Source organism: Verticiella sediminum, from assembly GCF_007558815.1.
GTDB classification, from domain to species: domain Bacteria; phylum Pseudomonadota; class Gammaproteobacteria; order Burkholderiales; family Burkholderiaceae_B; genus Verticiella; species Verticiella sediminum.
Genome location: NZ_VLTJ01000026.1, coordinates 1 through 12,067 on the forward strand (window position 1 = coordinate 1; position 12,067 = coordinate 12,067).

13 protein-coding genes are annotated in these 12,067 nt (G+C 70.1%); 5 read left to right on the forward strand and 8 right to left on the reverse strand.

Going from position 1 to position 12,067, the window contains the following annotated elements; genetic code table 11:
• Nucleotides 1–139: 139 nt before the first annotated feature.
• From thiC to FOZ76_RS13055, 3 genes are all read left to right on the forward strand, one after another.
• On the forward strand, nt 140–2,053 hold the full coding sequence (gene thiC, locus FOZ76_RS13045; protein ID WP_143948713.1) for a phosphomethylpyrimidine synthase ThiC: 1,914 nt from the start codon (nt 140–142) through the stop codon (nt 2,051–2,053).
• 105 nt (nt 2,054–2,158) lie between these two features.
• Entirely contained in the window at nt 2,159–2,950 is a 792-nt protein-coding gene (locus FOZ76_RS13050) for a thiazole synthase (protein ID WP_143948714.1), read from the forward strand.
• Nucleotides 2,951–3,119: 169 nt separating this feature from the next.
• Nucleotides 3,120–3,956: a symmetrical bis(5'-nucleosyl)-tetraphosphatase gene (locus tag FOZ76_RS13055; RefSeq protein WP_143948715.1), complete on the forward strand. Its 837-nt coding sequence runs from the start codon at nt 3,120–3,122 to the stop codon at nt 3,954–3,956.
• 10 nt (nt 3,957–3,966) lie between these two features.
• On the opposite strand, the gene FOZ76_RS13060 is transcribed toward FOZ76_RS13055, so the two are convergent.
• The 3 genes from FOZ76_RS13060 to FOZ76_RS13065 form a co-directional block, all read right to left on the reverse strand.
• The gene (locus FOZ76_RS13060) at nt 3,967–4,746 is read right to left on the reverse strand and encodes a DNA-binding transcriptional regulator (protein WP_143948716.1); all 780 of its coding nucleotides are present in this window, start codon (nt 4,744–4,746) and stop codon (nt 3,967–3,969) included.
• A gap of 112 nt (nt 4,747–4,858) precedes the next feature.
• Nucleotides 4,859–5,005, reverse strand: coding sequence for a hypothetical protein (locus tag FOZ76_RS27510; protein ID WP_170235427.1), 147 nt, complete (start codon nt 5,003–5,005; stop codon nt 4,859–4,861).
• Between the two features lie 8 nt (nt 5,006–5,013).
• On the reverse strand, nt 5,014–5,967 hold the full coding sequence (locus tag FOZ76_RS13065; RefSeq protein ID WP_143948717.1) for a tripartite tricarboxylate transporter substrate binding protein: 954 nt from the start codon (nt 5,965–5,967) through the stop codon (nt 5,014–5,016).
• 197 nt (nt 5,968–6,164) lie between these two features.
• Here FOZ76_RS13065 and FOZ76_RS13070 point away from each other — a divergent pair, with 197 nt between their 5' ends.
• Nucleotides 6,165–6,617, forward strand: coding sequence for a nuclear transport factor 2 family protein (locus FOZ76_RS13070; RefSeq protein WP_143948718.1), 453 nt, complete (start codon nt 6,165–6,167; stop codon nt 6,615–6,617).
• 99 nt (nt 6,618–6,716) lie between these two features.
• Here FOZ76_RS13070 and FOZ76_RS13075 read toward each other — a convergent pair whose 3' ends face one another.
• The 5 genes from FOZ76_RS13075 to phoB form a co-directional block, all read right to left on the reverse strand.
• The gene (locus tag FOZ76_RS13075) at nt 6,717–7,574 is read right to left on the reverse strand and encodes a cupin domain-containing protein (RefSeq protein WP_143948719.1); all 858 of its coding nucleotides are present in this window, start codon (nt 7,572–7,574) and stop codon (nt 6,717–6,719) included.
• Between the two features lie 26 nt (nt 7,575–7,600).
• On the reverse strand, nt 7,601–8,227 hold the full coding sequence (locus FOZ76_RS13080) for a flavin reductase family protein (RefSeq protein ID WP_143948720.1): 627 nt from the start codon (nt 8,225–8,227) through the stop codon (nt 7,601–7,603).
• A 9-nt stretch (nt 8,228–8,236) separates the two neighbouring features.
• Nucleotides 8,237–9,091, reverse strand: coding sequence for an amidohydrolase family protein (locus tag FOZ76_RS13085; protein ID WP_143948721.1), 855 nt, complete (start codon nt 9,089–9,091; stop codon nt 8,237–8,239).
• A 216-nt stretch (nt 9,092–9,307) separates the two neighbouring features.
• Nucleotides 9,308–10,639, reverse strand: coding sequence for a phosphate regulon sensor histidine kinase PhoR (gene phoR, locus FOZ76_RS13090; RefSeq protein ID WP_143948815.1), 1,332 nt, complete (start codon nt 10,637–10,639; stop codon nt 9,308–9,310).
• A 94-nt stretch (nt 10,640–10,733) separates the two neighbouring features.
• A complete protein-coding gene (gene phoB, locus FOZ76_RS13095) occupies nt 10,734–11,435 on the reverse strand; it encodes a phosphate regulon transcriptional regulator PhoB (protein WP_143948722.1) in 702 nt (233 codons plus the stop codon).
• 173 nt (nt 11,436–11,608) lie between these two features.
• Between phoB and FOZ76_RS13100 the strand changes: the two genes are divergently transcribed.
• Nucleotides 11,609–11,998: a gamma-butyrobetaine hydroxylase family protein gene (locus FOZ76_RS13100; RefSeq protein WP_143948723.1), complete on the forward strand. Its 390-nt coding sequence runs from the start codon at nt 11,609–11,611 to the stop codon at nt 11,996–11,998.
• Nucleotides 11,999–12,067 lie beyond the last annotated feature (69 nt).

Consider the following 12,067-nt stretch of genomic DNA (forward strand, 5'->3'; position numbering starts at 1 on the left):
CGACCGGGCCTGACGGGGTGAGAGCAAACCCTTCGTACCTGTGCGGATAATGCCGAAACAGGGAGCGTTTCTCCGCCGGGCACAGCACGCGCCCGGCGGGCTCGCCTCGTTTTCGGCTCCAACGTCATTTGGAGCTTTCATGAGTACTCAGCCTGCCTTCCTCGCCACGACGGCCGAGGTCGATGCGGCGGCCATCGCGCCGCTGCCCCGTTCCCGCAAGATCCACGTCACCGGCTCCCGGCCCGACCTGCGGGTACCCTTTCGCGAAATCGAGCAATCCCCCACACCGACGAGCTTCGGCGGCGAGCGCAATCCGCCCGTCACCGTCTACGACACCAGCGGGCCCTATACCGACCCGACGGTGGCGATCGACATCCGCTGCGGCCTGCCCGCGCCGCGCGCCGGCTGGATCGACGAGCGCGGCGATACCGACGTGCTCGCCGGGCCGTCGAGCCGCTACGGCCGGGAGCGCCTGGCCGACCCGGGGCTGGCCTCGCTGCGCTTCGATCTGCATCGCCCGCCGCGCCGCGCACGGCCGGGCGCCAACGTCACCCAGATGCACTACGCGCGCCGCGGCATCGTGACGCCGGAGATGGAATTCATCGCGATCCGCGAGAACCTGCGCCGTGAGGCGTATCTCGCGGCGCTGCGCCAGAGCGGGCCTACCGGCGATCGGCTGGCCGATCTGCTCTCGCGCCAGCATCCCGGCCAGGCCTTCGGCGCCGCCCTCCCCGCGCGCATCACGCCCGAGTTCGTACGCGACGAGGTGGCGCGCGGCCGCGCCATCATTCCGGCCAACATCAACCATCCCGAAACCGAGCCGATGGTGATCGGGCGCAACTTTCTCGTGAAGGTGAATGCGAACATCGGCAACTCGGCGGTGACCTCGTCCATCGGCGCGGAAGTGGAGAAGATGACCTGGGCCATCCGCTGGGGCGCGGACACCGTCATGGACCTGTCCACCGGCAAGCACATCCACGAGACGCGCGAGTGGATCATCCGCAACAGCCCGGTGCCCATCGGCACGGTGCCGATCTACCAGGCACTGGAGAAGGTGGACGGCAAGGCCGAGGAACTCACCTGGGAGATATTCCGGGACACGCTGATCGAACAGGCCGAGCAAGGGGTGGACTACTTCACCATCCATGCGGGCGTGCGCCTGGCCTTCGTGCCCCTGACTGCCCGGCGCATGACCGGCATCGTCTCGCGCGGCGGCTCGATCATGGCCAAGTGGTGTCTGGCCCACCATCGCGAGAGCTTCCTGTACGAACATTTCGAGGACATCTGCGCGATCATGAAGGCCTACGACGTGAGCTTCTCGCTCGGCGACGGCCTGCGGCCCGGCTCGATCCACGACGCCAACGACGAAGCCCAGTTCGCCGAGCTGAAGACCCTGGGCGAGCTGACGCAGATCGCCTGGCGGCACGACGTGCAGACCATGATCGAGGGCCCCGGCCACGTGCCGCTGCACATGATCAAGGAGAACATGGACCTGCAGCTCGAGCACTGCCACGAGGCGCCGTTCTATACGCTCGGGCCGCTCACCACCGACATCGCGCCGGGCTACGACCACATCACCTCGGGCATCGGCGCGGCCAACATCGGCTGGTACGGCACGGCCATGCTCTGTTATGTGACGCCCAAGGAACATCTCGGGCTGCCCAACAAGAAGGATGTCAAGGACGGCATCATCACCTACAAGATCGCAGCGCATGCCGCCGATCTCGCCAAGGGCCACCCGGGCGCGCAGATCCGCGACAACGCGCTCTCCAAGGCGCGCTTCGAGTTCCGCTGGGAAGACCAGTTCAATCTGGGCCTGGACCCGGACACCGCCAAGGACTTCCACGACGAGACCCTGCCCAAGGACTCCATGAAGGTCGCGCACTTCTGCTCGATGTGCGGGCCGCACTTCTGCAGCATGAAGATCACCCAGGAAGTGCGCGACTATGCCGCGCGCCAAGGCGTGAGCGCGGCGCAGGCGCTGGATCATGGCATGCGCGAGAAGGCCGTCGAGTTCGTGCGCCAGGGCGCGCAGATCTATCAGCAGACCTGAACCTCCCGCGGCTCGGCCCGGCCACGCCGGCGGGCTGCGCCGCGACCAGCGCAGGCCTGGCCTGCGCCAACCGTCGGCCGCGCGCCGACCGATTATCATTCCATCATGACAGACACACTCACCATCGCCGGCAAGAGCTTCGACTCCCGGCTGCTCGTCGGCACGGGCAAGTATCGCGACTTCGAGCAGACCCGCGAGGCGATCGAAGCCAGCGGCGCCCGGATCGTCACCGTGGCCATTCGCCGCACCAACATCGGCCAGCAGGCGGGCGAACCCAATCTGCTCGATTACCTGCCGCCGGACCGCTATACCCTGCTGCCCAACACGGCGGGTTGCTACAGCGCGGACGAGGCCGTGCGCACCCTGCGCCTCGCGCGCGAGCTGCTCGACGACCATCGCCTGGTCAAGCTCGAGGTGCTGGGCGATCCGCACACCCTGTTTCCGAACATGCCCGAGACGCTGGCTGCGGCCAGGACCCTGGTGGCCGAAGGCTTCGAGGTGATGGTGTATTGCACCGACGACCCGGTGCAGGCGCGCATGCTGGAGGACATCGGCTGCGTCGCCGTGATGCCGCTCGCCTCGCTGATCGGCTCGGGCATGGGCATACTGAACCCCTGGAACCTGCGCCTGATCATCGAGCAGGCCAAAGTGCCCGTGCTGGTGGACGCCGGCGTGGGCACCGCCAGCGATGCCACCATCGCCATGGAACTGGGCTGCGACGGCGTGCTCATGAACACCGCCATCGCCGGCGCGCAAGACCCGGTCCTGATGGCCCAGGCCATGCGCCTGGCCGTGCAATCCGGCCGCGCCGCCTTCCGCGCCGGCCGCATGCCGCCCAAGCACTACAGCGCCTCGCCCAGCTCGCCCACCGCGGGGCTGATCGGCAAGGCGGCCTGAGCGCTTGCGACATTGCGACAGTTGGGCCCCTCCCATCGCTTGCGCGCGGCCGCCCGCAGGAAACACGGGCGCGGATATTGCGGGTGCGCCGGGAGTCCGCGGGGTCGTGTATCGTTCCCCCTTTTCCACTTGCGCGCGCCCGTTTGCGGCGCCTTGACAGGAGTTGTGCATGAATCCGGTCTGGGCCATTGGTGACATCCAAGGATGCTGCCAGGCACTCGACAGGCTGCTTTCCCTGCCCGTCGTCGCCGCCGATGCCGACCGGAAGTTCTGGTTCGCCGGCGACCTTGTGAATCGCGGCCCGCAGTCGCTCGCCGCGCTGCGCCTGGTGATGTCGCTGGGCGAGCGCGCCGTCACCGTTCTCGGCAATCACGACCTGCACCTGCTGGCCGCCGCTGCCGGCAAGCGCAAGCTTCGCAAGAGCGACACCCTTGCCGAGATCCTGGACGCGCCCGACGCCGCCGAGATCCTCGACTGGGTGCGCCACCGTCCGCTCGCGCACGCCGAGGACGGCTATCTCCTGGTGCATGCCGGCGTGCTGCCGTCCTGGACGGTGGACCAGACCCTGGCCCGCGCGGCCGAGGTCGAGGCCGTGCTGCGCGGCAGGAACTGGCAGGACTTCCTCGGCAGCATGTACGGCGACGAGCCCGACGCCTGGAGCGACAAACTGCGCGGCGCCGACCGCTTGCGCGTGATCGTCAATGCCCTCACCCGCATGCGCTTTTGCAGCGCCGACGGCCGCATGGAGTTCGCCACCAAAGGGGAAGCCGCCGCGCCGCCCGCCGGCTACATGCCATGGTTCGAGGCGCCCGAGCGGCTCACGCGCGATACCACCGTGGTGTTCGGCCACTGGTCCACCCTGGGCCTGCGCATGACCGACGGCGTGATCGCCCTGGACACCGGCTGCGTCTGGGGCGGCAAGCTCACCGCCGTGCGGCTGGCGGATCGCAAGATTGCGCAGATCGAGTGCGCCGGGCTGCCGGGCATGCGCCAGCCCGAGGAATGAACACCGGCCGCTAAACCTCCTCGGCCAGTTCGGCCAGCCGCGCGCTGATGCCCTCGGCCAGTTCGCGCAGCTCCGGCAGAAAGCGCGCGACGGCCTGCTCGACCGTGACGGTCGACGAGAAGAAGGTCATCCCCACGCTGGCGACCAGCCGCCCCGTTTGGTGCACCGGCACCGCGAGGGTGTTGGACACCGGCCGCACGCCGGCCTCGCGCAGGGCGTAGCCCTGGGCGCGGATGCGTTCCAGCTCCACCTCCAGCGCATTCCAGTCGCGCCGCGGGCCGATCTCCGGGTCTTCCGACCGGCGCAGCGTACAGAGCAGCGCGGCGCGCTGCTCGTCGTCGCAGAACGCCAGGTAGGCCCGGCCCAGGGCCCGCGTCACCAGGCTCAGCCGCATGCCCAGCGAGGAATGCAGCAGGGCCAGGGGCGAGATCGGGATGGTGCTGTAGCGCACCACCACCGCGTCGCCGTCGGGCACGGCGATCGCGGCCGGCCATTTCAGCCGCAGCGTGAGCGCATCCAGCAGCGGCGCGCTGGCCTCCACGATCATGGGCTCGCTGTGATAGCCGGCGGCAAGCGAACGCACGCCCGAGGTCAGGTAGTAGGAGCCGTGCTGCGGCGCGTGACGCACCAGCTCCAGGCTCTCCAGCGTGCGCAGCAGGCGCACGATGGTGGACTTGGGCAGGCCGGTGCGCACGTGCAGCATGTCCAGGCTGGACAGGGGTTCGTGGTTCAGCGCACGCAGCACGGCGATAGCGCGCACGACCGAACGCACCGGCGGGGATGGAATCATGACGGGGACCTCGATACTTGCGCCCCGCCCCCGCGGCCGGCATGCGCCGTGCGGGGACGCGCAGCAGGGGCGATCAGTATCGCACCCGCGCCGTACGGCCGCGCGGGCTCGTTCAGGCCTTCGCGTGCGGCCTCGCCCCGTCCGGGCGGACGATGCCCAGCGCCGCCGGTCGCAGCAGCGATTGGTCCGGGCCGATGACGAACCGGTCGGTGCCCCCGGCGGTGAAAGCGTCGCGCGCAATCGTCTCGCGCATGCTCATGCCCGCGTTCATGGCGCCGCCCCCACGCCGGCCTGGTCCATCAGGCCGCCGAAATAGCGGTCCTCCTCCTGCACGGCGCTTGTATAGTCCTGCGGCCCCAGGAAGGCCACGTCGTTGTAGCCCTTGCGCATGGTCGCCACATAGGCGGGGTCGGCCACGGCGGCCTGGATGGCCCCGGCCAGGCGGCGCACGATGGCCTCGGGCGTGCCGCGCGGGGCGAAGAAACCGTAGTTCGCCACCACGTGCACGTCGACGCCGAACTCGCCCACCGCGGGCACGTCGGGCGTGGGCGCGAAACGCGCCGGGCCGGTCACCGCCAGGGCGCGCAGTGTGCCGGCTTCGACCTGCGGCATGACGATGCTGGGAGCGCCTATCATGGCATCGACGTGGCCGCCGAGCACGGCGCTCAATGCCGGCGCGCCGCCCTGGTAGGGGATCTCCGTCACCGCCGCGCCGCCGGCGGCCAGGATGGCATCCGCACCCATCTGCGTGGAGGTGCCGTGGCCGGGCGAGGCATAGCTCAACGTGCCCGGCCGGCTGCGGCCGAGCTCCAGCAGGCGGGCGAAGCTGTCGATCGGCGAGTCCTGCCGCACCACCCAGGTGAAGGGGATGGCGACCACGTTGGCGACCGGCGCGAAATCGCGCCAGGTGTAGCTCGCGCCGGTCAGGCGCGGCGCGGTGATGATGGCGCCCGTGCCGGCGAACAGCAGGGTGTAGCCGTCGGCCTCGCTGCGCGCGGCCTTGGCCGCGCCGACCGCGCCGCCGCCGCCGCCGACGTTCTCGATGACCAGGGGCTGGCCCAGGGCGGCCTGGAGCTTTTCCTGCAAGGGACGGATATACAAGTCCGCCCCGCCGGCGGCGTAGGGCACGATCACGCGGATCGGCTTGACCGGGTAGTCAGCAGCATGGGCGGCGAGCGCAACGAACGCGGACAGGCAGCCCAGGACGGCGCGTCTGAACATGATGGATCTCCTTTGGGGCCGGCCGGTCCGGGTGCCGGCCGTCTTCTGGCGGCGAGTATAGGTAGGGGCCGCGGGCGCTCCAATCGCCTCGTCGGCGTTTTCCGCCACGCGGAAAGTCGCTATGCCCGCATGGCTGGCCGCACGCGGGGCGCTGTAGGATGCGGCCGCATACCGCCCATACCACCACGGAGACAGCCATGACGATCCCCAACCCCGCCACCGCCGACCGGCTCGTGCTGAGCCAGGAACTGCAGGCCCTGGTGCTCGAGTACTGGTACGAAGTCGACATGCACCACGGCCGGCAGGCCCATCTGTTCTATACCGAGGACGCGGTGTTCGAGACCAGCCTGAAGCGCCGCCAGGGCCGTGACGCCATCCGCGAGTTCTACGCCGGGCGTGAGCAGCGCGGCCCCCGTGTGTCGCTGCACCTGGTGCACAATTTCCGCACGGTCCCGCAGGCCGACGGCACGGCGGCAATCAACTATGTGCTGGCCCTGCACGCGGCCGACGGCGCGCCCGTGCTGCCGTCCCGGCCCGCGATCATGCTGGCCGACGCCCGCGAAACCGCAGTGCGCACGGCGGACGGCTGGCGGTTCTCGTCGCGCACGCTGCGCCCGCTGTTCCGCGACGACACGCCGACGACGGGCTGAAGACTTCGCCGGTACCTGCGCCACGACGGTTCGGCAAGGCGCGAACCGCGTTGCGTGCTCGGCCTCGCGCGTATTCGGAAGGAGCAGATCCTCCGCGGCTCACCCCGCCGCGTAGTCCGCCGAGTTCGCGACCCAGCCCTTGGCGATGAAGTCCGCGCGCGGCGGCGCGAAGATGTCGAGCAGCAGATGGCGGCCCGCGCCCACGCCCTCGGTGGTGTGCATCAGGTTGACCGGCACCACCAGCAGCGACGGCGACGACGCTGGCAAGTGTTCGTCGTCCTGCCAGAGGTCGGCGTCGCGGCCCCAGGGCGCGCGCAGGTGGTGAACGAAGTCGCCCGCCACGGCCAGCGACCCCTGTTCGAACGTGGCATGGCTGTGCGGGCTCAGCGCCTTGCGGTCGCGCTGGCCGTCGTATTCCACCCAGTTGATGCTCAGGGTGTCGGTCTGCAACATCTTCAGCCTGGGGTTGTCGGCCGGCGCGCGGATCGCGTCGATGTCGTGCACCGCAATGCGCCCCGGTTCGCGCAGGCGCCGGTAGGGCCGGCCAACCTCGGCAATGCGCGGATCGGGCTCGCGGTAGGCCGCGGCGTTGAGCGCCTCGGCCAGCTCCAGGTCGGGCCGCTGCGAGGCTAGAACCACCAGGTTGCCCGCGCCGGCGGCGCGGATGCGGTGGCGGCCGGCCGGCAGGATGCACAGCGCGCGCGCCACAGCCTCGGTCGGCGCACCATGCCCGGCCTCGATGCGCGCAGCCACGTCCGGCAGGACCAGCAGGATCTCGACCGGGCTTGCCACATCGAAGGCCGCGCCTGGCGCGTCCGCGCGCACCCATTGCACGCAGAAGTTCTGGCCGCGCATCAGCCAGTGCGCGGCGCCGTCGCGTACACGCGGCGGCTCGCGGTTCAGGTCCATGAAGCTGCGGGGGCGTACGGGCTGCGGGGTGGTCGTGGTCGGGGACATGTCTATCGGCCTTGCTGGGGTTTGTCTTACCGGGCGCGCGCGAAGTGCGAAGGCAGTTCGAAGATCTCGCCGGGTGTGGCGTATTGCAGGCCGCCCAGCCGGGTGAGCGGCCGCGCCCTGGCCGTGTCGAAGCGGCCCTCGGGCGTCACGTGGGCATCGTCCAGGTGCACCCCCACCACGCGGCCGAACACCACGTGGCTGACGGTTTCGCCGGGATGCTCGGCGGGCAGCTCGATAATGCGCATGACGCGGCATTCCAGGCTCGCCGGCGAGGCCGCCACACGCGGCGCGCGCACGTACACGGCGTCGGCCTTGGCGAGGCCGGCCAGGACGAACTCGTCCTCGCCGGGGGGACAGGGGGTAGAGCTCAGGTTGACCGCCTCGCGCAGTTCCCAGGTCGCCAGGTTGGCGACGAACTCGCCGTTGCGCCGGGCGTTGGCGAGGGTGTCCTTCTCTGGCCGGTCGTCCGGCGTGTTGCAGGAGAACATGACCACCGGCGGTGCGGTGGAGACCAGGTTGAACTGCGAGAACGGCGCGAGGTTGGCGCGGCCCTCGGCGTCCAGCGTGCTGATCCAGCCGATGGGCCGGGGCGCGACGATGGCGTTGAACAGGGTGCGTTTGAAGCCGGGCGTGTGCAACGGATCGAGGAACACGGCCGGCCCTCAACGAAAGCCGAACAGCCGGGACGGGTTGTCCCACAGCAGGCGGCGGCGGTCGGCCGGGTCCGGGAACCAGCGCGACACCGGGTGCAGCTCCGGGCCGTAGTCCACCCGGGTGCCGGCGCGCAGGAACGGCCAGTCCGAGCCCCAGACGCAGCGCTCCAGCGTGCAGGCGTCGACCAGGGCACGCACGTAGTCGTCCACGTCCTCATAGGGCCAGCCGGCCTTCGAATAGCGAAACGGCGCGGACAGCTTGACGTGCGCCCCCTCGCGGCCCAGTTCCAGCAGGGCTTGGAAGCCGGGCTGCGCCAGGCCGCGCTCCAGGTGCGGGCGGCCGCAGTGGTCGAACACCAGCGGCAGCCCGGCGCGCCGCAGCACCGGCACGGCCTCCAGGATGTGCGCCTCCTCGTGGTAGTGGACCTGGGCGAACAGGCCGCGCTCGCGGGCCAGCGCGAGCAGGCGCTGGCCGCCCGCGCCGAACAGCGAGGGACTGGCCGGAAAGCTCAGGTTGAAACGGATGCCGACCACGCCGCCGGCCACCAGCGCGTCCAGCTCGGCCTCGGCAATGTCGTGCGGCACCACCGCCACACCCTTGAAGCGGCCGGCGGACTCGGCGAGGATCTGCATCATGTTGCGGTTGTCCACGCCGTAGCCGCCCAGCGGGTTGATGAGCAGGGCGTGCGAGAAGCCGTGGCTGTCGAGCACCGCGGCGTACTGGCGCGCGGTGCCGGGCTCGTTGGCCAGCAGCGAGAAGCCGCTGCTCGGATGGAAGGGGAAACGCGCCAGGTCGAATACGTGCGCGTGCGAATCCACCGCCCGCGCCAACCCGGTCATGCCGCTCGTGGATGATGCCGCCATGGCCTGTCACCTGCCTGCTGTACTTGGGATGGCAGAGTGTAGGAAGGCGCCGGAAAGAGGGTCAATCGCGGTCTTGGTGTTTTCCGCGCCGTGGAAAGCATGCCACGCCAGGCGCGCGGGGCCGGCTCGCACGAGCCTGTGCCGTGCGGGCCGGAGGGGCAAAGCAGCGGGGGCCGGCGCCGCCGGTCAGTCGGCCGCGCCGCCCGTCCCGCCTGCTCACGCCGGCTCTGGCGAGACCGCCTCCAGCATGGGCGTCTGCACCACGCGCTCCCGCGGAAACACGATCGAGAACGTGCTGCCCCGCCCCGCGTCGCTGGCGATCTTCAGCTCGGCGTCGTGGCGGATGACCACGTGCTTGGTGATGGCCAGGCCCAGGCCGGTGCCGCCCGAGGCCCGCGAGCGGCTGCGATCCACGCGATAGAAGCGTTCGGTCAGGCGGGGCAGATGCTGGGGTTCGATGCCGATGCCGGTGTCGCTCACGCTCAGCATGGCGCCGCCCTCGTCGGTGGGCTGCCATTCGACGGTGATGGTGCCGCCGGCGGGCGTATAGCGGATGGCGTTGGTAACCAGGTTCGAGACGGCCGAGGACAGCTCCGACGCGGTGCCGAGCACGTCCAGCGCCGGCGCCAGGTGCCAGCGGATCGTGTGCTGCCCGCCCGACAGTGCGCTCGCCTGTTGGCGCACCGTTTCGATGATCGCGCCCATGCCCGCCGGATTCGGCCGCTCGCTGGCGCGCGAAGACTCCAGGGTGGACAGGGTGAGCAGGTCGGCCACGATGCTCTGCATGCGCTGGGTCTGTTCGCGCATCAGGTCCATAAAGCGCGTGCGCTGCTCGGCGCTGAGCGCGCCGGCGGGTGCATCGCGCAGGGTTTCCAGGAAGCCGACCAGGACGGTGAGCGGTGTGCGCAGCTCGTGCGAGACATTCGCCACGAAATCGCGCCGCATGGTCTCGAGACGTTCGATCTGGGTGACGTCGCGCGCCACCAGCAGGTGCTGGTGACGGCCGTAGGGGATGACCTGCACCAGCAGATGACGGTCCGGCCGGCCGGGACCCGGCACCACGCGCGGCTCCGGCCATTCGGACTGCTGCGCGTAGCGCACGAACTCGGGGCTGCGCACCAGATTGAGCAGGTGCTGGCCGCGGTCGGCGGGCAGGCGCAATCCCAGCATGCGCCGCGCCTCGCGGTTGCACCAGTCGATGTGGAAATCCTCGGTGAGCGTGACCACGCCATCGGGCAGGGCCTGCGAGGCCGCCAACCAGCTCTGCACCGTCTCGCGCGCCTCGGCCAGTTCACGGTCGCGCTGCCGGCGCTGGCGATACAGGTTCACGAACACGTCTTCCCAGCTACCCTTGGCCGTCGGCGGCGGCTGGCGCAGATCCTGCAGCCAGACGAGCAGGCGCTGCAGATGCAGCAGGTGCCAGGCCAGCAGGCCCGCCAGGCCCAGGCACACCGTGACGAGCGCACCGACGTCGCCGGAAGTCAGACGGACGATCAGAGCCAGAAGGCCGATCGCAATCAGCCAGAACAGGGTACGCAACCAGACCATGGACGAAACGCGCAAGAGGGCCATCGCGCTGCGCCCCGCAGGGCCGCCCTCGCATGGCCGGGGGATACACCCGCCCGCGGACGCGGGCGCGGCCCTATGATACTTTGCCGGGTTCCTCGGCGAAGCGATAGCCGCTGCCGCGCACGGTCTCGACGTGAACGTCGTGCCCGCTCGCCGACAGCGCCTTGCGCAGGCGTCGGATGTGTACGTCCACCGTGCGCTCCTCGACGAACACGTGATCGCCCCACACTTGATCGAGCAACTGCGCGCGCGAGAACACGCGCTCGGGGTGGGTCATGAAGAAGTGCAGCAGGCGGAACTCGGTGGGGCCGACCGTGAGCTGCTGGTCATGGCCGATCACGCGATGCGTGGCCGGGTCCAGCTTGAGCCCGCCGACGTCGATCTGATCGTCCGTGAGCTGGGGCGCGCGGCGGCGCAGCACGGCCTTGATCCGCGCCATCAGTTCGCGCGGCGAGAACGGCTTGGTCATGTAGTCGTCGGCGCCGGTCTCCAGGCCCTCGACCTTGTCCTGCTCGTCCGTCTTGGCGGTCAGCATGATGAGCGGCACGTCGCGCGTGCGCGCTTCCGAGCGCAGGCGGCGGGCGAGCTGGATGCCCGAGGCGCCGGGCAGCATCCAGTCGAGCAGGATGAGGTCCGGCAGTTCGTCCCGGATGAGCTGCTGGGCCTGCTCAGCGTCGTCGGCGCGCAGCACGCGATGGCCCGCGATGCCGAGATTGACGGCGATGAGTTCCTGGATGGCGGGTTCGTCTTCGACGACGAGTACGGTGCTCGGCATGGATGGAGGCAGTTGGCTTGACTCTGGGCATAGTATGGGGCATTTGTTGCACCCGTGTGACGCTGTGGCCGAGGCCTGTGACAGACGCATGACACCCCGCGCGCACAGCATGACAGCCCCATGGTGTACAAACCGGGCATCCGCCCCGCGGGGCCCCACGACGAGAGACGAGCATGGCAGGATTGCAACGCGACACCCCGATTCCCGAGCGCATCGTGCTGCACCAGCGCTCGCGCGTGCTCGAGGTCGCCTTCAACAATGGCGAGACCTATCGCCTGCCCTTCGAGCTGCTGCGCGTGTACAGCCCGAGCGCCGAAGTCCAGGGCCACGGCCCGGGCCAGGCGGTCCTGCAGACGGGCAAACGCGATGTCGAGATACGGGCGCTCGAGCCGGTGGGCAACTACGGCGTGCGACCGATCTTCTCGGATGGGCATGAGACCGGCATCTACTCCTGGGATCTGCTCTACGAGCTGGCCCGCGAGCAGGACGCGCGCTGGCGCGACTACCTCGAGCGCCTGCAGGCGGCCGGGGCGAGCCGCGACGCGCAGACCGGCGCGGGTTGAAACGGCCCCCACGTTCACGACGTTTTCTGCCCCCCAGGAGGGCTGCAGCCTTCGGGCGGCCGCGCGGAG